Origin of the sequence: Virgibacillus salinus (genome assembly GCF_900102415.1) — a bacterium.
Lineage (GTDB): Bacteria > Bacillota > Bacilli > Bacillales > Amphibacillaceae > Lentibacillus > Lentibacillus subterraneus.
The window spans coordinates 365,349-384,477 of the sequence record NZ_FNKD01000003.1 but is presented as its reverse complement, the minus strand read 5'-3'; the positions used below and the strand labels follow the sequence as shown (position 1 = coordinate 384,477).

14 protein-coding genes are annotated in these 19,129 nt (G+C 38.9%); 3 read left to right on the top strand and 11 right to left on the bottom strand.

The features are described 5' to 3' along the window. Window positions 1-228: 228 nt before the first annotated feature. From addA to BLS02_RS13890, 4 genes are all read right to left on the bottom strand, one after another. Window positions 229-3,957, bottom strand: coding sequence for a helicase-exonuclease AddAB subunit AddA (addA, locus tag BLS02_RS13905; RefSeq protein WP_092493630.1), 3,729 nt, complete (start codon window positions 3,955-3,957; stop codon window positions 229-231). Continuing rightward, window positions 3,957-7,454 carry a helicase-exonuclease AddAB subunit AddB gene (addB, locus tag BLS02_RS13900; RefSeq protein ID WP_092493629.1) on the bottom strand — a complete coding sequence of 1,166 codons (3,498 nt, stop codon included), beginning with the start codon at window positions 7,452-7,454 and terminating at the stop codon, window positions 3,957-3,959. Before addB ends, addA begins: the two co-directional genes overlap by 1 nt. Before the next feature lie 93 nt (window positions 7,455-7,547). Continuing rightward, window positions 7,548-8,099, bottom strand: a complete 552-nt coding sequence (gene lepB, locus BLS02_RS13895; protein WP_092493628.1) for a signal peptidase I — start codon at window positions 8,097-8,099, stop codon at window positions 7,548-7,550. A 138-nt stretch (window positions 8,100-8,237) separates the two neighbouring features. Further along, window positions 8,238-8,885: a TVP38/TMEM64 family protein gene (locus tag BLS02_RS13890; protein WP_092493627.1), complete on the bottom strand. Its 648-nt coding sequence runs from the start codon at window positions 8,883-8,885 to the stop codon at window positions 8,238-8,240. Between the two features lie 208 nt (window positions 8,886-9,093). Between BLS02_RS13890 and BLS02_RS13885 the strand changes: the two genes are divergently transcribed. Further along, window positions 9,094-9,483: a YhjD family protein gene (locus tag BLS02_RS13885; protein ID WP_092493626.1), complete on the top strand. Its 390-nt coding sequence runs from the start codon at window positions 9,094-9,096 to the stop codon at window positions 9,481-9,483. On the opposite strand, the gene BLS02_RS13880 is transcribed toward BLS02_RS13885, so the two are convergent. The 5 genes from BLS02_RS13880 to BLS02_RS13865 form a co-directional block, all read right to left on the bottom strand. Beyond that, window positions 9,431-9,952: a competence protein ComK gene (locus BLS02_RS13880; RefSeq protein ID WP_092493625.1), complete on the bottom strand. Its 522-nt coding sequence runs from the start codon at window positions 9,950-9,952 to the stop codon at window positions 9,431-9,433. The genes BLS02_RS13885 and BLS02_RS13880 overlap by 53 nt on opposite strands. Window positions 9,953-10,084: 132 nt before the next feature. After that, window positions 10,085-10,234 (bottom strand): hypothetical protein, encoded by a 150-nt coding sequence (locus BLS02_RS19010; RefSeq protein ID WP_175476773.1) that lies wholly within the window; start codon window positions 10,232-10,234, stop codon window positions 10,085-10,087. Between the two features lie 128 nt (window positions 10,235-10,362). Then, window positions 10,363-11,901: a fatty acid--CoA ligase family protein gene (locus BLS02_RS13875; RefSeq protein WP_092493624.1), complete on the bottom strand. Its 1,539-nt coding sequence runs from the start codon at window positions 11,899-11,901 to the stop codon at window positions 10,363-10,365. Between the two features lie 633 nt (window positions 11,902-12,534). Then, window positions 12,535-13,530 (bottom strand): lipoate--protein ligase, encoded by a 996-nt coding sequence (locus BLS02_RS13870; RefSeq protein WP_092493623.1) that lies wholly within the window; start codon window positions 13,528-13,530, stop codon window positions 12,535-12,537. Window positions 13,531-13,600: 70 nt separating this feature from the next. Next, window positions 13,601-14,338: an MBL fold metallo-hydrolase gene (locus BLS02_RS13865; protein WP_092493622.1), complete on the bottom strand. Its 738-nt coding sequence runs from the start codon at window positions 14,336-14,338 to the stop codon at window positions 13,601-13,603. Window positions 14,339-14,437: 99 nt separating this feature from the next. Between BLS02_RS13865 and yhfH the strand changes: the two genes are divergently transcribed. Both yhfH and pepF read left to right on the top strand, forming a co-directional pair. Beyond that, complete coding sequence (gene yhfH / locus BLS02_RS13860; RefSeq protein WP_092493621.1) at window positions 14,438-14,566, top strand: protein YhfH; 129 nt, start codon at window positions 14,438-14,440, stop codon at window positions 14,564-14,566. 268 nt (window positions 14,567-14,834) lie between these two features. Next, the gene (gene pepF / locus BLS02_RS13855) at window positions 14,835-16,643 is read left to right on the top strand and encodes an oligoendopeptidase F (protein WP_092493620.1); all 1,809 of its coding nucleotides are present in this window, start codon (window positions 14,835-14,837) and stop codon (window positions 16,641-16,643) included. Between the two features lie 144 nt (window positions 16,644-16,787). Here pepF and hemY read toward each other — a convergent pair whose 3' ends face one another. Together hemY and hemH are read right to left on the bottom strand one after the other, a co-directional pair. Then, entirely contained in the window at window positions 16,788-18,191 is a 1,404-nt protein-coding gene (hemY, locus tag BLS02_RS13850; RefSeq protein WP_092493619.1) for a protoporphyrinogen oxidase, read from the bottom strand. Then, entirely contained in the window at window positions 18,188-19,126 is a 939-nt protein-coding gene (hemH, locus tag BLS02_RS13845; protein ID WP_092493618.1) for a ferrochelatase, read from the bottom strand. Before hemH ends, hemY begins: the two co-directional genes overlap by 4 nt. Between the last annotated feature and the right edge of the window lie 3 nt (window positions 19,127-19,129).

Here is a 19,129-nt window from a genome sequence, read left to right as displayed (position 1 = left end):
GTAATACCCTTGATATAACAGGGTTTAACTCTTTAAATATAACCATTATAATTTGTAACTACTTCGACACATTTTCGGAAATTATATTTGTTAGAAAACTGGTATTCGTTAAAATGCATGTTTAAAAAGGAGGATAAAAATGACCGAGTCGGCTAAAAAACCTTACACTCTGCAGTGCAAGCCTTTGTGGCAAATGTCATAGTTGCACTTATGCAAATAAGAAAGTAGCTATTCATTTTTAATTGCCAGTAAAAGTTGCTTGGAAAAGAAATAAAGATATGTCTCTTTTACTTGCTCGTACCAAATATGTTCAACCGCATGTTTGTACAGATCCATTTGAATTTTATACCTATCTAAAAGTTTATCTTTTACACGATCGGTTACTTCCTCAGTGATTCCATCAGTCTTATAATCAAGAATAATCCATCCATCATCTTTTGGAATAACACAGTCTATAACACCTTGCACCAATACTTGTTCATCCATATTATTGGTCCAGTTTGCATAAACTTCTTTTGCAGATAACGAAAGACTGAATGGTACTTCCCGATAAATAATCGGCGATTCCATGATTAATTGAGCAATTGACGTGTTAAAAAATTGTTCAACAGCAGTGGTCTCAATAACCTCTGCCTCCTGTTTCGTCAAAATTTCCCGTTCTACTAATTGTTCCACAAATTCTTCTATTTCTGTTGCAGTCATTGGCTTCGTCAGTGGTATATGCTGCATCACTGTGTGCATTGCAGTACCACGTTCTGCCGCAGTAATCGATTTTTGTTTTTGCATAAAAGCAGGTCGTTTGGCGATTGGGGCATGAGACGTTTGGATAAGCTGTTCACCACTATATTCATCTTTTATCTCCCGCTGTCTTTTAATTTCGGTCACTGTTTGTTTGGCTCTGTAAGTTGCAGCTTCAAGATATGGATACGTGTAAGCAAGGCGATCGTCAACAGCCCAATCCAAGTGGCTATCATCCAATTCCAGCGGATGCCAATTCACGATATTTTCTTTTCGCTCTAGATCAGCTTGCGTAACTGCTTCATCTAGATTAGTTAGCGAACTGCCGTGTAAAATTGAAACATTCCATTCAGACGGATCGATTTGGATTGCTTCCAAAACAGCATCATCAACATCCAACGTCCGTAGCACATCATTTCCTTTGTGACGGATTAAAGCAGGCCCAACCCAATCAAGGTACGTTTTCGATTCAATCCTGTAATGTGCAGGAAGAATCCATTCCGAATGATCAATCATTTTTTCCCATTTCTGTTGTTTCTTTTCAAATGATGGAACATTACCAACCATCACTAACTTCTCTTTCGCGCGTGTCAATGCAACATATAATACTCGCATTTCTTCTGCCAGAAGTTCCCTTAATTTTTCTTTTTGCAATGCATGGTGAAACAGCGTCGGATACGTTATCCGTTTGACCGGATCAATATATTTACTGGCAAATCCTAGGTCTTTATGCAATAAATAACGTCGTTTCAAATCCATAAAATTAAATTGTTTATCCATCGCTCCCAGGATAACAACTGGGAACTCCAAACCTTTACTTTTATGAATCGTCATGATTCGGACAACATCCTCTTGCTCACTTAATGCCCGGGCTGATCCAAGATCATCGCCACGCTCTTCCATACGTTCAATAAACCTCAGGAAGCGGAATAATCCACGAAACGATGTTGACTCATATCCTCTGGCACGATCATATAGCGCTCTAAGATTTGCTTGACGCTGTCGTCCTCCGGGCATACCGCCAACGAAGTCATAATAACCTGTTTCCCGATAAATCTGCCATATCAATTCAGATAAAGCACCTTGCCGTGATGCAAGCCGGTAACGTTCAAGTCGCTCCAGGAAATTATTTGCCTTAATGGCTGTATCATCCGAATTATGGCGGTTAAATGCCTTTAATGCATCATAATATGTTCCTTTCTGATCTGCTAATCGAACTAGTGATAGCTCCTCTTCATTCAACCCAACAATTGGTGACTTGAGTACGGAAGCAAGCGGGATATCCTGCCTTGGATTATCAATCACTTTTAGCAGACTTAGCATGATTTTTACTTCAATGGCATCAAAGTAACCTGTCGAGAGTTCGGCATATACTGGTATTCCTTGTTTTTTCAATTCGTCGACTATCGTTGGTGCCCATGTCATCGAGCGCATTAAAATAACTACATCGCGATACTGCATATCTCGTTGTGTATCTGTCGATTTATCATAGACTTGTAATGGACCGCTTTCTTTCTGTCCAATCCATCCTTTAATTTTTTCTGCGTATGCACGTGCCTCGAGCTGTGCTTTTTCCAGATCCTGATAGTCCTCTTCATCCTGTGAAATATCCTCTTTTTCCTCTGGAACTTCACGATCAATGATGATTAGTTCTGGCTGTGGTTCAGTATGTGGTAATGTATCATACATTTTATTTGCATAAATCAGCTCAGCATCCTCATCATAGTTAATTTCCCCTAAGTCTTCGTCAAGGATTTGTCTGAAAATATAGTTGGCTCCAATCAAGACATGTTCACGGCTGCGGAAATTACTTGCCAAATCAATTCGCCTGGCGGGAACCCCTTCATCAGCAAAGCGTTTATATTTCTGGATAAATAACGATGGTTCTGCGTGTCGAAATCGATAGATACTCTGCTTAACATCACCTACCATAAACCTGTTTCCCGGACCTGCCTGATCGCTAATTAGCGTTAAAATTGTTTCCTGGACAAGGTTTGTATCCTGATACTCATCTATTAATAACTCACTGAACTGTCTCTGCAAATTGACTGCTACAGTTGAAGGTAAAACCTTATCCGCGGTGGATGTATCGTCAGTTAACAATTCCAGGCAGTAATGTTCCAGGTCTGAAAAATCAACAATAGCTCGTTCCCGCTTTTGTTCTGTAAATCGTGTTTTAAATTGTTTCACAATCTCTGTTAATTGCCTGATGACCGGAGCCAGTTCCTGCATATCTGCAATGTGGCCTGTCAAATCACGGCTAAACCAACCTTCTTTCATTTCATTCCAGCGTTTCTTATAGCTATCACGCAATTTTTTAACCTTATCTTTTTTTGCATCATCACAATCGACTTTCTTGCCTGATAATTTTGCGAAAGAACTTGCCGCCATATGTGCTTGTAAATCATTCCACGAATTCAGATGTGCCAGTGCTATTTGCAGATTCTCCGCGTCTGAATCAATTGCATCCGCATAATGGTATGGTCCATCGCTTTCTCTTGTTAATTCCATTGCAAGATTAATCTCTTGCTGCATAGCTTCCAGCTGATTTTTAGCTTCCCTTTTTATGATTGATAACCATGGCAGTTCATCCTCCGTCCAATCATCCGGAATATCATAGACATCTGCAATCTGATCAAGCCACATATCTGGCCATGGATTTTGCGCGGCAAATGTATATAAATCAAGTACAAGTCTCTCTACATCTGCATCACTTCGATCACTGGAAAAACGGTCTACTACGGCAAAAAATCTCTTTTGATCTTCGCCTTCTTTCCCGTACCATTCTTCAAATAAGTCATCAATTACTTCCTGTTTAATTAAATCTGCTTCCATATCATTAGCAATACGAAAAGCGGGATCAATATCCAGTAAATAAGCATATTGTTTTACCGTATCAAGACAAAACGAGTGCAAGGTTGATATTGATGCACGCTGCAGAAGCGATAATTGCTTTTTAAGATGCGGTGAGCTCGGGTCTTCTGCCAATGCTTCTTCCAAGGCAAGTCCAACCCTGTTCCGCATTTCCTGAGCTGCAGCATTGGTAAACGTTACAACAAGCAGCGAATCAATATCTACCGGGTCATCTTTTTTAATTAACTTTTGAATTATCCGCTCGACAAGTACAGCTGTTTTCCCCGAACCTGCCGCCGCTGCTACGAGCACATCACTGCCGTCCGTATAGATTGCTTGTTCCTGTTCCTTTGTCCAATTAGCCATTACATTTCCTCCTTATGACGGAGTCTTTCCAGTATTTCGTCATCCTTTAAGTCAGTTAGCTTTCGATAATTATTTTCCTCTAGAATCGGATCAAATTGACAGACTGACAAGAATGGGCAATACGTGCAAGCCGTGTTCTGTTTATGCTGGAATGGATTTAAATGGACGCCACCAGATGTCATATCGATTCCTGCCTGCATCATTAGGTGATGAATGTGCTGCTGCAAACTAGAAAACGTCTCGTTGTCAGCAACTTTAGAATGGCTATAGAAATCACCATTCTTCTTCACTCCTGCTGGTATTACCTGGCTTGTTCCTGAATCGAGTGATGTATCCATCATTTTTACAATTTGCTCATTTGATAGCAGTAATCCCTGCATTTTATACTTCTTGAATATTTCTTTTTCAATTTCATCATCATTCATTTTCAGCTTGCCTGAAATCATCGGATTGTGCACATGGAAATAAAGGACCCCAGCTGGTGTTGCTTTAGCACCGAGCCACTGTTCTGAATGGGAAAGTACCACATCAAGGTATGTCAGCATCTGCAAAGCAAGGCCATAGTAAACCTCTACCAAGTTTAATCCTTTTGCACTTGATTTATAATCAATAATCCGCAAGAATAAATCTTCATTGTTGAGTGCCTTATCAACCCGGTCAATCCGCCCGCGCAACATAAGTTCAAAACCATTCTCCAACTTCAGCGTAACAGGGGGTAATGCCTTTTCATCGTCAAACCCGAAACCGAGCTCTAATCCTACTGGTGAAAATTCACTTTGTCGTGATTGTTCACTTAAAATATACGTTGCCCTTGTGATAACTTCCTGCAATTTTTGCTGAATATATTTATATCTGTTAGAACTATGCAAAATCTGATGCTGTAAAATCGGTGCAAGACTTTCAACCGCTTTTTGCGCATAGCCTGAACTATCATTTTTTGATAACTGGGAAAAGTCCCTGCCGTCTGCCTTAATCCATTCGGTAATTTTTTTCAATGCCTCATGAAACAACTGGCCAATATCAGGCGCATCGAGTTTATACGTCTTTCTCTCATCCAGTTTCAAGCTGTATTTGGCAAAATGCTGGTAGGAACAGCGATAATAAGATTCTAATCTTGATACACTTGCTTTCACCTGTTTTGGATAGAGCTGTTCGGTTGTTTCCTTTGTTAAATTAATTGGGCGATTTTGATAGTACAAGCTTTGTAAAATCGTATAGGTTGTACTATATTTTGGATGATTTTCGATATACCAGTTTAGAACATGCCACCAAACAGGCTTAACAGGATACCCTTTTCGACTGCGGGCCAACTGTGCTGTTAGCGCTGCCCTTGTTTTAATAGGGGTCGTTATAAACCTGTCCGCCTCTGTCAGCTCCTCTGGGTCCTGCAGTAAAATATGGTTGCCGCACGACGGAAATAAATCCTCTATACGCTTAATCAGCTGTGATGGCATTTTCGATTTACCCTCTTCATCACTTAACGGGTAACTTAACCATAAATAATCAGTTGGAGATGTGAATGCAACATACATATAAAACCAATCATCCAAGAGTTGCCGTTTGCTGCTTTCTGCCAGTTGGATGCCCTGCCCCGCTAGTAGCTCCCGTTCTTGTTCGTTAATCATGCCCTCTGAGGTTGGCTTCATTGGCCAAACGCCATCATTCACACCAAGTAAAAAGGAACATTTCATTCCACTGATTCTTGAGCGGTCAATGGTACCAACGATTACATGATCCATACTAGGCGGTACATGGGCAAATGTTAACGAATCAAAGCCAGCCTCTATTGTAGTGCGAAAAGTATCCAGGTTCATTGTTTCGTCCCCGGCCATCTCGACCATTTCGTCGAAAAGCTGGATGACAGCATTCCATACTTGTTCCTGCTCTCGCGCTTTTTCAATTTCCCCTTCTGCATCGTACATTTTTCGCATTTGTTCCAGTCGTTGTGGAACACCTAGCTCTTCCAGTAACAGGTAAACTGTTTCACATAATTCACTTATCGTAGCAGCTTTTCTTATTTTCTGATCAAACCCTTGTAACGCTTGGACAACTTGATTTCTGTACGCATTTATTCGTTTTTGCGTTTCTTTTTCCGTATCCGTTTGTGCTGAACGATCAAAGCCACGGAAACGCTGGAAAATCCATTGTTTATCCCCTATCCACCGTTCTCGTGAGCGGATTCCATATTCAAGTATATAATTTTCCAATTCATCAATCGCATCATTAGTAAGTGGATATTCTGAATCTATCGATGGAATAAAACCAGTTTTTAGCACCCGAAAAATAGCATCATACCGCCAATTTCCTTCGACAATATCTAAGACCGAACGAATAAACTCAATCAGCGAATGATTCAGCATCGTTCTTTTTTCATCGATAAAAACTGGGATATCATAATCGCTAAAAATGGTATCTATTAAATCGTGATACATATCTGTTTGTCGAATAAATACAGCAATATCCTGAAATCGGTGGTTTTCCTCACGTACCAAACGCAAAATCTCCTGAGCGGCTCCTTCTACCTCTGCACGGGGATGTACTGCTTCAGCAATTTGTAATGGAACATCGCCATTGTATTCAGGTGCAGGACGCACATCGAAGTTTTGTTCCAAATGGGCAAAATAAGGACGTTCCTTAAATCTACCGTTCGCAGGATCAAGTATGACAGTTTCATCTATACTTATATAATTTTCAGCAGCAATCGTTTGAAGGGTTTGATGTGTTTCTTTCGTTTGGTAAAACAAATCTAATTCAGATAGATCTGCATCATCAGTTGGATCGACAGTTAATGCAATGGTCACTGATTTACACTTCTTCATTAACGCCTCAACAACAAGTAGTTCTTTAGGTGAAAATCGATGGAAGCCATCCAAGTATATCTCGGCACCCTCAAGTAATGTAGCATCCTTAATTTTCTCTGCCAATAATTGCAGCTGGTCCTCACTATCAATATATTTACCTTGTAAGGCATGTACCAGATTTTCATATATGTACGATAAATCGTTAAGTTTATCCGATAGTGCAGCCTCACCAGATTCTTTATGAACAAACTGATTCATCTGTTCAATTTGCATATATAACATTTCGGGAGTGATACGATATCGTTTAAATTCGGTAATCATTTTTTCCAGTTGTTCCAAGAATCCTTGTTTTTCCAAAGCCTTCTGGAATACATTCCACTCCGATTCTTTCTCTTCAATAATTTTTCGAAGCATCATTTGGATACCGACGGAGCTAATAAACTGCCTCGTACCTCCTCCAGTCTCTTGTAAAACACGCCATGCCAGACGTGAAAAACTAGTAACCTGCGCACGAATACTTCCATGGATATCCTGACCACTAAACAAGGCATATTCCTGTTGGAAGGTCATTTGATCCGGTACGATATAAAATATTGGTTTGCCTTGTGGATTATCAGCCAATTTTTCTTTAATTTCATCCAGTGACCTGCCACTTTTGCCGGTACCTGATCTACCTAATAAAAATCGTATCCCCATATCCAATCCCCCTTATTGAACTTCCTTACTAAAAGAGCTTCAATAAAAAAACCTCTATCCCCTATTTTATCAGAGACAAAGGCTTAATTATAGCTATTTACCAAAGCTTAATTGCATTTGGGAAAATGGCCAATACTTTATATCTACTTTTCCGACAAGCTGATTAACCGATATAAAACCAAACGTACGACTATCTAAACTAGATTCACGATTATCTCCCATGACAAACAAATTTCCGTCTGGTACTTTCGTCTTCCCAGTCTTTTCCTCCAGTGTAAAGTCACTTGTGTATGGCTTTATCTCATCCATCTTTTTAAATGTTTTCAGAAAAGTTTCTTTTACATATTTTCCGTTTATAAAAAGCTTATCATCCTTGTATTCTATTTCATCACCAGGTAAGCCAATAACCCGTTTCACATAATCATCTTTCGCACTTGCATGAAACACGATAACATCAAAACGATCGACATCTGTCAAATCGTATACTACTTTATTTACCATTAACAGATTTCCATCATAAAGGGTCGGTTCCATCGATTCACCATCAACGACATAGCTGGCAAATAAAAAGGATCGAAAAAGAAATGCCAATGCTATTGCTAATAAAACAACAGGGATGATTTTACGTAAGTATTTTCTTTTCATACAAATTTCCTCCAGGGTGTTTTCTCCGGTCCAGCAAAAGCGCCCCATGATTAATGGAATTAATTGATTATCCATCCTTTTAATAGACGCTTCCGCTTTTCTCTTTGTCTAGCATACCCCGTTCAGATAATTTCTAACCTAATCTCTTTCGGAAATTTCTTTGATTAATGCTTTTCGCTGCAAACGACGCTCAACGTATTTACCGATAAGCCAAAATGATACAATACATATCCCAACTACAATCGTTTTTACCGGTTCCTTTGCAAATTCAAAAATACTTGATCCCACATAAGCTATGGAAAATATCATGACAGATTTACCAAGCAATACTGCCAATATAAATTGTTGGGTGCTTATATTGGATAAACCGGATACAACATTAATCACTGCTGATGGTGAAAAGGGAAAACACATTAATAGAAACAACGGCCCAAAGCCCCGTCTTTCAACCCAGCCAGTCACCTTATGTACTTGTTTATTGTTACGAATTGCTTTAAAAAGTCGCTTATCACCAAGTCTTCGTATGATTAGAAAAACCAAAACAGCACCAACCGATGCCCCAGCCCATGACAGCAAAAAACCCTCCAGCAATCCATATGCCGCAGCATTTGCAAACACAAAAACAACCAATGGCAAAAATGGCAGAAATGCCTCTATGAAGGGTAATGCAATCCCTGGAATAGGACCTAAACTTTCATATTCATTTAATAATTGCATGATATATTCATCTAACTTGTCTTCTTGAAGTAATATCTTGAAATTAGCTATAAAATTTAACACATCCATTAATATGTCTCCCTTAATCACCTATAAACATCGTATACACCTAATGCAAGTTTATCTTCTTTTAGTTTAAATTAAACCTGACTATCTGCAAAGCCAGAAATAAAGATTTCAGCCTCTTTCTTTTCAGCTTCAAATTTTTTAGTGTATTTTTTGTTTATTTTATCATATAATGATTACAGAACAAACGTTCTACTAATGGAGGGTTATCATGCGCTATCTTAATGAAGAAGAATTACAGTTAGCTTCACGCTTTCTGTTCCTTTCGATGGCAATGGTTGTTATTCAACAGGATATTCAGCACATCCAGCAGGGAGCTTTTAAGATTAAAGAACCTTATGTTGAACTTTTGGAAAAAATGAATTCAGAAGCAACAAATGAGCGAAGAAAATTACGGAAAATGATGGAGGACGGTAGCATACGGGTAGTAACACTAAATAAAAATGATTCATTTTCTTCATTTTTATTTATTAGCAAAGGTCGGGAAGAAAAACGTAATTATTTTAACCCTGCTATCCGCAAAAAGGTGGAACTAATCGTCCAGGAACTTATGCAAAAGGCTCTGCCACCACATCAGCATTCTGTTTCTGCAAATACTTAATACGGTTATCCAATAAATAGCGAAATTGTGCAGTTCGATGTACCTGATTGAGCAGCGATCCAAGAGAAACTTCCAGAAGAATCGTTTTGCCATTCTTAAACACTACTTCAGTAAACCGACCAGGGCCTTTCATGACTTGATTAACATGAGAATGGGCAATCCACGAACACTTTGGGCTTGTTGGTGCAATTGTAGGAAAGAAATACATGCCACTGGTAGGATCAATCGAAATGGGAGCTTTGTGCGTAATACCACAAATATCGCGAGTGCCGTCTTGACGACCACGTAAACTTGATCCGAAGAACTTGCAAGCATAATCTATGACTTTACTTGGGGAATGTTCAACAAAATACTCTTCCTGCTCTTCTAAAACAGTCGTATTTATATTTCCGTTTTCGTCATGCTTCGCTATCACTGCCATGGTAAGAGGGGTTACTTCGTGCGATGGAAAGTAAACATCATTTAACATATTATCTTCATCCTTTCATAATTAAATGAAAAGAAAGAGGCTTATCTATAATTTACCAAATTTCTAGTGAAAAAGGTATTAATAATTTAATTTTTCAACAAATTATCAGCAATGTTCACAATTTAGACAAAATTAATCTGTTGAATCTGACAAGTTGTCGTTATTGCTACTATTTTCATCAGTTAATTGTTCCTCTTCCCTTCTTTGATCTAGCTGTGCATGAAAATCCGGATTTAATATTGTAAATGTAGCTAATTCCGGGGTATCATTATTTTTTTTCATCGCTAACAAATCCTTTTACTTTTTAGTATTCCAGGATTTGAGGTCAATTATACTAGCGAAAGCAGAAGCTCCTAGACATAGAAAAAGATGTTCTGGCAACCAGAACATCTCTTTTCTATAAATAAATTCTACTGTTCTACTTTATTACGCAAATTCTTTCGTAAAATTTTTCCTGTCGTATTCTTCGGCAATTCATCCATAAATTCAATCTTGGATGGTACTTTATATTTGGCTAAATGCATTTTACAGAACTCCATTAAAATATCTTCATTTAACGAAGGATCTTTTGTGACGACAAAGGAAAGTACCGATTCACCAGTTTCTGGATGAGGAGTACCAATAACAGCTGCTTCAGCTATACTTGGATGCTCATATAATACTTCTTCCACTTCCCGAGGATAAACATTGTACCCGCCGACAAGAATCATATCTTTTTTCCGGTCAACAATGTAAAAGTATCCTTCATCATCCATTCGTGCCATATCACCAGTGTGAAGCCAGCCATCTCTTAATGCTACAGCAGTTTCTTCCTCCAGTTTATAGTACCCTTTCATCACATTTGGCCCACGAACAGCCAATTCGCCAACCTCACCTGTTTCAACTTCTTCACCAAATTCATCAATGACCTTATTTTCGACATTGATAATACTTTTACCAATAGAGCCAGGTTTTCTAGGCTGGTCCAATGGATTAAAGCAAGTAACTGGTGATGCCTCAGACAAGCCGTATCCTTCAGAAACTTTTGCATTAAAGGCTTCTTCAAATTGGCTAAGTAACGCAACAGGCATTGCTGCACCACCGGAGATACATAGACGAATTCCAGCAAAGGCTGAACTATTACCTTCTGCGCTTTGCAGCAAGTAATTATACATTGTTGGTACACCTGCAAAAATAGTTGCTTTGTGATCGGTTGCTATCTTAAACACTTCCTGAGGCGAGAATTTTGGCATAATCAATACAGTTCCGCCGTTCATTAATGGTGCATTCAACGATACGGTTAAACAAAACACATGGAACATCGGCAACGCTGCAATAACTCGATCATCTCCACTAATTGTTAAATAATCAGCAGTATCCTTTGCATTCGAAAAGATGTTTTTATGAGATAGCATCGCACCCTTTGGCTTACCTGTTGTCCCAGACGTATATAAAATAATTGCAGTATCCTCGTCACTCATTTGTGGTGCATCAAATTCCAGATTTCCTTCCTGTACCAACTGAGTAAACGATTTCAATTTAGCTGATAACGAACTTTCATCTAATGAAATATTTGCACCACTCTCGCATGATATATAATGCTTTACACTTGGAACCTGATCAGCTATCGCTTCAAATTTCTCAAGTAACACATCCATGGTAATGACAGCTTTAACATCACCATTCTTCAGTATGTAACTCATTTCGTGTGCTGTGTATAGTGGATTAATTGGAATGATAACTGCCCCCATACGGAGCGCTCCATACAGTGCAATCACATAGTATGGGCTATTCCCAACTACAAGAGCAATATGGTCTCCTTTTTTATAGTCCAGTTCTTGTAAACGTGAAGCAAATTTTGTAACAGATCCTTCCAGTTCCATATAGCTTGTCTCGTTATCCTGAAAAACATATGCGGTCTTATGCGGGTTCTCTTTAGCTGTAATGGATAATTGTTCTGTTAAGTTCACTTTATATCCCCCTACGTTAGTAACATGAATGAATAGTCATTCATTTTATAGTAAAATTCATATTAATTATAAAATACAGAAAACGACAAATCAAGTGAAAGCGCTTGCTGATTCATTAAAAAACGACACTCTGAATAATAAGTAGTTTTTGAGCATAATTTCAATGGTTAACAAGAGATATAAACTGCGAATTACTTTGAAAATTTTGAGTGCTATTATGCCTCTCCGGAAATACACTTCGCTGTTGACTGGAGTAGGAATCGCTATTGAATAAATGTGTGACAGCTACACTAGTCCGGGTGAGCGGAGGGTGGTGACTCCTGCGGGAATAGCACGTGTCCGAAGACCCCGCAGAGTGCCTTTCTCAAGGAGGCTGAGGCCGTGCCCTAAGGTGCGCATCCGCCCGTAGCGACCCCGGACGGCGGGACGAGAGTTTATAGAGATTATTCCAGCAGTTACTTCGCAGTTTATATCTACTGCGAAGATTAAAAAGCAAGAAAACTTACGAATAGGATCACGCAAAAAAATGACCATCAATCAGCATATAAATTGATGGTCACTCCATATTCATTTTTTTGTTTGAGTTTGTGGTTGGTAACGGGAATCTGATATTCACTGAGCCCTTCTCTTCTATTAGTATAACAGGTTGAAAAAGTCTTCTTTTGAAATTTTGCCAAGATAATGTGGTACGTCAACATCTTTTAATGCCTCTTCAATTGCTTTTCGCTCATGACGAACACCAACAAGCTTATCTTCAATATCACGAACTTCACCAAGTCCGAAGAAATCCCCGTAAATCTTACAGTTCTCAATCGTTCCATTTTTTACATCTAAACGAACGTCGACAAGTCCTGCATCAAATTTATGTGATTCCTGAATATTAAATTTAGGAGACTTTCCATAATTCCAGTCCCATTTCTGATAGCGCTCCTCTGATATTTTACGGACATTTTCCCAGTCCTGCTCCGTTAACTCATAACGTGGTACGTCTTTCACATCCTCCACGTCGAACACGTAACGTAAAATCAATTCTTTAAATTCATCCATCGTAATTTTATCTTCCAGGAATTCAGAAATATTTGCAACACGACTGCGAATTGATTTAATTCCTTTAGATTTGATTTTCTCCATTTTCACATTTAACGCTGAAACAACGTTTTCAATTTCCGAGTCGAACATTAAGGTTCCATGACTAAACATGCGTCCTTTTGTTGAAAACATAGCATTGCCGGATATTTTTCGCCCATCTGCAACAAGGTCGTTTCTGCCTTGTAATTCTGCTGGTACACCCAATTTATTTAATGCCTCCACCATAGGCTTGGTGAATTTCGCAAAGTTTTGGAAGCTTTCCCCATCGTCTTTTGTAATAAAGCTAAAGTTTAAATTACCTTCATCATGATAAACGGCTCCGCCACCAGAAAGTCGACGAACAACTTTTATACCATTCTCATCCACATAGTTCGTGTTAATTTCTTCAATTGAATTTTGGTTGCGGCCAATAATAATGGAGGGTTTGTTAATATAAAATAACAAATATGTATCTTGTTCTCCAAAGTTTTGTAGAACGTACTCTTCCAATGCCAAGTTTAAGGTTGGATCTGTAATGCCTTTATTGTCGATAAATTTCATCAAAAATCAGCCTCCCTATTAATAATGTATCCAATGATAAGTTTAATAGATAAGGCTGACACAATCAAAACTAACGACTTTTTTCCCAGACAAAACCTTCCTTCGCGAGTCGAATTTCACCTGTAAAATAATTGCCTGCTTCTTGTACCAAATCGTAATTATCACCGAACTGTGGTAAATGACTGAGTAATAATTCCTGCACATGTGCTTCCTTAGCAATCATGGCCCCGTCTTTACTATTCATATGCCCTGCACTAGAACCATCCTGATCCTCGTAAAAGTTACAATCTGTTATTAGGAGGTCTGCATTATTCGCAAACTCAGACCATTCTTGTTTAAATGACGTATCTGCTGTATAAACAATAACACTTTCGCCATCGGTAATTCGCATACCGTAGCATGGAACAGGATGATTGGTTTTCTGGAAGGTAATGGATATAGGGCCTATCTCCAATGTTTTACTTGGGTCATATGCAATTCCTTCCGTATTTTTATGTGTTAGTGATTCAAACCCTCCCAAGTCTTCCGAATGACCATATATAGGCAAAATTTCATTTCGATCATGTACAAATGAATTCACTAACCATGCATATTGCAGAACACCGATGTCAGCTATGTGATCACTGTGATAATGGGATAGAACAACTGCATCGATATCCATTACATGTTTATAATTCTGTAATTTGGATAGTGCACCACTTCCTGCATCAACTAATAATGAAAAATCATCCTTCTCGATTAAATAAGCCGATGTCGCTCCATCCGGGGCAGGATAACCACCCCAGCAGCCTATTACCGTTAATTTCATAGACATTCACCTCATTTTTAATAATTTGTTGTAACACAGCATTGACTTTATACATACTGTTATATTACAATATAGATATCAACTTAAAGGAGGATACACATGATAAACGTCGTTGAATTTTTCAGGAATTTACCAAAGAAAAAGTGTCATCAGTGCGGGCAGGCCATGCATGAGAAAGCTGATTGCTATGGTAACCTATGTGACGAATGTGATCATCCAGCTAGATAGTATCTAGTATAACCGAAAAACTGAAACCTATTTTAAATGTACTATAACAGAGATTCCCTTTCCATTTAACAGCTATGCAAATAGCTGTATTTTTTTGCAGTTAAGAAACCAACATTGCTGCCGAGTGCGCAGCCAATATCTGCCATTATCTCTGTGATAATCCGAACTTTCTGAGGAACAGCATATTTCTGAAAAATATTTTATTTCAATTGAATTTAATTTATAATTAATTAAAGAGACGAATTTTATACGGAAAAGGAGTACAGTTATGACAACCAAAAACAAACGTTGGACGCGTTCAGAAGTTCCAACTGAGCAAACATGGAATCTGACTGATTTATTCAGCACAGAAGAAGATTGGGAAAAAGAATTAATAGCTATTCAGGCAAATGTTAGCGATGTCACACAATTTAAAGGAAGACTAAATAATGCCGATAATTTATTAAATTGTCTAGTAGCTTTAGAGAACTTTGAAAAACGTCTCATTCGCATCGGCACATATGCCAACCTGCGGGCAAGTGCTGACGGGACAAATCCTAAAAATCAAGGTGATATGTCCAGGGTCTCCTCCGTAATGGCAACTTTAGGTGCTAAATTAACTTTTATTGAATCCGAGTTGCTGGAGTTTTCTCCTAGTGCCATTGAACAGTTTATTAACAATAAACCAGGATTAGAATCCTACCGAAAAATGCTTGAGGATATTATGGATAAAAAACCGTTTACGCTCTCACCAGAAATAGAAGAAACACTTGCAGCACTTGGTGAAGTACATAGTTCCCCTTACATGATCTATCAGCGAAGCAAATCATCGGATATGACATTTGCACCAATTGTGGATAATAATGGTGAAGAATTGCCAATGTCATTTGCACTCTATGAAGACCGCTATGAATTGTCACCTGATAAAGACATTCGCAGAAAAGCATATGACTCCTTCATCAAAACGTTGAGTCAATACAAAAACACATATGCGGCTACTTATGCCACCGAAGTCACCAAACAGGTTAAGATGTCCAACTTGCGCTCCTATAATTCCGTAACAGAAATGCTGCTTCAATCACAGCAAGTAACACAGGACATGTATCATAATCAGTTAGATGTAATTCAAAAAGAGTTAGCACCACATATGCGCCGATTTGCAAAACTTAAACAGGATAAGCTGGGCTTAAATGAATTACATTTTTCTGATTTAAAGGCACCATTGGACCCTGAATTTAATCCAGAAACAACATACGAGGAAGCAACATCAACTATTCTTGAAGCGCTTCAAGTAATGGGGCCTGAATATAGCAAGATTATGAAGCAAGGGGTTAACAATCGTTGGGTTGATCAAGCCGATAATGTTGGAAAAGCAACTGGGGCATTCTGTGCGAGTCCATATGGTGTTCATCCCTATATCTTAATTACATGGACAAATACCATGCGTGGCGCCTTCATTCTTGCACATGAATTGGGACATGCTGGCCATTTCTATCTGGCTGGTAAAAACCAATCGCTTTTCAACACACGACCATCAACCTATTTCGTTGAGGCTCCTTCGACCTTAAATGAACTATTACTAGCTGATCATTTGATTAAAAAGACAGATGACAAACGAATGAAGCGGTGGGTCATCACACAATTATTAGGAACGTATTATCATAATTTCGTTACCCATCTACTAGAGGGTGAATTCCAGCGTCGTATTTATGATTTAGCTGAAGAAGGCACCCCATTAACTGCAGACGTACTGTCCAAGCAAAAGAAAGAAGCCTTGGAAAGTTTCTGGGGTGATACAGTAACATTGGATGAAGGTGCTGGTCTGACATGGATGCGCCAGCCACATTATTACATGGGCTTGTATCCATACACATACTCAGCTGGATTAACGGTATCTACTGCTGTCGTACAAATGATTCAAAAAGAAGGCCAGCCAGCCGTTGAACGCTGGTTATCCGTACTTAAAGCTGGCGGATCCATGAAGCCACAGGATCTGATTGAAAAAGCAGGTCTCGACATGTCCAAACCAGACGCAATCAAAGGAGCAGTAGCATACGTTGGCGAACTTGTCGACGAACTAGAAAAAAGTTACAAATAACGACAAGTGTGCCCCAAAGTAATCGACCTTTGGGGCACTTTTTAATTTGATTAGGGAGATTTTCGGCGTCACCAGAAAATCACCCTGACTGCCATATAAAAAACTGGCACCAGGCGCTTATCCATCGCCTGGTGCCAGTCAAATTTATCCACGCAAGTATTCCAGCACATCAGCAACTGCTTTTTCACCTTGACCAATACAGTCAGGGACACCGATTCCTTCATACGAACTACCTGATAAAAATAGACCGGGAAGCTCACGACTTGCCTCGTCCCTTACTTTGGCAATTCGCTCTTTGTGTCCAACAGTATATTGTGGCATTGCATTTTGCCAGCGTGTAATAACACTGAATTCTGGCTTCTGGGTAATGTTCATCGTTTTGTTCAAGTCATTCAACACGATTTCAATAATTTCCTCGTCAGAGAAATCTACTATCGATTGATCGGTTGGTCGTCCAACATAGCAACGTAATAATGCTTTTCCCTCAGGTGTAGACTGCGGCCATTTTTTATGAGTCCATGTACATGCTGTAATTCGAAAATCACTGTTTCTGGAAACAACGAATCCAGTTCCATCAATACCTTTTTTAATTGCTGATTGATCAAACGCTAATGCAACGTTGGCGACCGATGTTGCTGGAATGTCATGAAATTCATTAAACATGTCATACTGGCTAAACACTTTTGGCAATGTGTAATGTGGTGTTGCCATTACAATCGCGTCTGCCTTATATACCTCTCCACTGCTTAGCAGCAAATGATAGTCTTGGTCTTTCTTTTCAACATGATCTACTGATGTGTTCAATGAAACAACACCTTCATCAAGTGAATTCTCAAGCGTATGTATCATTGATTCAAATCCATTTATAAAGGAGAAGAACATACCTGGTTTTTTGCCTGTTGACTTTTTCTTTTTCGGTGTAGTTTTTTGTAATCCTTTAATCAGGCTTCGATGCTCCTGCTCAAGTTGATAGAAATTCGGAAATGTTGCCATTAAACTCATATCATCAATATTTCCAGCATAAATACCAGATAATAATGGTTCAATCAGGTTCTCTACCAGTTCATTCCCAAACCGACGACGGAAAAATACACCTAATGATTGATCGCTTCCTTTTTTGCTTTTTGGAATTACAAAATCAAATCCGGCACGCAGCTTTCCTTTAGGTGAAAATATTCCTGAAAATAAAAATGGACGTACTTGTACCGGGATACCCATAAATGCCCCTTTAGGCATTTTGTGTAACTTATTGTTCACTAAAATATACGACTGCCCGGTGCCATTACGAACAAGTTGATCGGTCATGCCCAATTCTTCTGCTAATTTCACAGCAGGCTGTTTACGTGACAAAAATGAGTCAGGACCACGTTCAATCGTATATCCATCCTGTCTAACTGTTTTAATTTTTCCTCCAAGTCGGTCACTTGCCTCAACAAGCTTGACTTCATATGGCAAATTGTTTTCTTTGATTTCTTTTTGTAAATAGTAAGCAGCGGTTAACCCAGTTATCCCGCCGCCGACTATAACTATTCTTTTCGTTTCGTTCATCGTACTTCACTCTTTGCTTTTTGTAACACAACATTAGATAAGGTAGCGATGAAATCCGGATGAACATTTGGCATTTCAGGTCGATAATAATTTGCGCCTAATTCATCACATACAACTTTACATTCATAGTCATTGTCATATAGAACTTCCAGGTGGTCTGCAATAAAACCTACCGGTGCATATACAAATGTACGATATCCTTTTTGTTCATACAGGTCACGTGTTAAATCCTGTACATCAGGACCAAGCCATGGATCAGGTGTATTCCCCTCACTTTGCCAGCCAATCGCATAATCTTTTATTCCCGTTTTTTCGGAAATAAGCCGAGCTGTCTCTTTTAATTGATCTGGATATGGATCACCATTTTGCAAGATCTTTTCTGGCAAACTATGAGCTGAAACGACTAATACTGCCTTTTCTCGCTCTTCAGCAGACATTTCATCATAGACTGCATTAATTTGATTTGACCAGTGTTCGATAAATCCAGGCTCATCATACCAGCTTTCAACTGATTCAATGGTAATTCCGTATTTTTCTGCCTCATCATTTGCACGAGTATTATATGATTTCACACTGAATGTTGAATAATGGGGAGCTAACACAAGAGAAACAGCTTCTTTAATCCCATCTTCAGCCATCTGTTGAACAGCGTCTTCAATAAATGGTGCAATATGCTTTAATCCAATATATACACTGTATTCAACTTCATCTTGGGAAGCATTAAGATTAACCTCTAAAGCTTTTGCTTGTTCCTGCGTGATTCTTGCTAACGGTGATATACCACCGATTGCTTTATAACGGTCTTTTAAGTCCTGCAGCGCTTCCTCAGACGGTTTTCTTCCGTGTCTAATGTGCGTATAGTACGGTAAAATATCTTCCTCTTTATTCGGAGTGCCATATGCCATTACGATTAGTCCCATTTTCTTTTTTTCCATTGT

Bases quoted from the DNA above. Each gene is read 5' to 3' on its own strand.
- BLS02_RS13865 (WP_092493622.1), bottom strand. From the start codon at position 14,338: ATGAAATTAACGGTAATAGGCTGCTGGGGTGGTTATCCTGCCCCGGAT.
- hemY (WP_092493619.1), bottom strand. From the start codon at position 18,191: ATGAACGAAACGAAAAGAATAGTTATAGTCGGCGGCGGGATAACTGGG.
- BLS02_RS13885 (WP_092493626.1), top strand. From the start codon at position 9,094: ATGCGCTATCTTAATGAAGAAGAATTACAGTTAGCTTCACGCTTTCTG.
- hemH (WP_092493618.1), bottom strand. From the start codon at position 19,126: ATGGAAAAAAAGAAAATGGGACTAATCGTAATGGCATATGGCACTCCG.
- BLS02_RS13870 (WP_092493623.1), bottom strand. From the start codon at position 13,530: ATGAAATTTATCGACAATAAAGGCATTACAGATCCAACCTTAAACTTG.
- yhfH (WP_092493621.1), top strand. From the start codon at position 14,438: ATGATAAACGTCGTTGAATTTTTCAGGAATTTACCAAAGAAAAAGTGT.
- pepF (WP_092493620.1), top strand. From the start codon at position 14,835: ATGACAACCAAAAACAAACGTTGGACGCGTTCAGAAGTTCCAACTGAG.
- BLS02_RS19010 (WP_175476773.1), bottom strand. From the start codon at position 10,234: ATGAAAAAAAATAATGATACCCCGGAATTAGCTACATTTACAATATTA.
- lepB (WP_092493628.1), bottom strand. From the start codon at position 8,099: ATGAAAAGAAAATACTTACGTAAAATCATCCCTGTTGTTTTATTAGCA.
- addB (WP_092493629.1), bottom strand. From the start codon at position 7,454: ATGGGGATACGATTTTTATTAGGTAGATCAGGTACCGGCAAAAGTGGC.
- BLS02_RS13880 (WP_092493625.1), bottom strand. From the start codon at position 9,952: ATGTTAAATGATGTTTACTTTCCATCGCACGAAGTAACCCCTCTTACC.
- addA (WP_092493630.1), bottom strand. From the start codon at position 3,957: ATGGCTAATTGGACAAAGGAACAGGAACAAGCAATCTATACGGACGGC.
- BLS02_RS13890 (WP_092493627.1), bottom strand. From the start codon at position 8,885: ATGGATGTGTTAAATTTTATAGCTAATTTCAAGATATTACTTCAAGAA.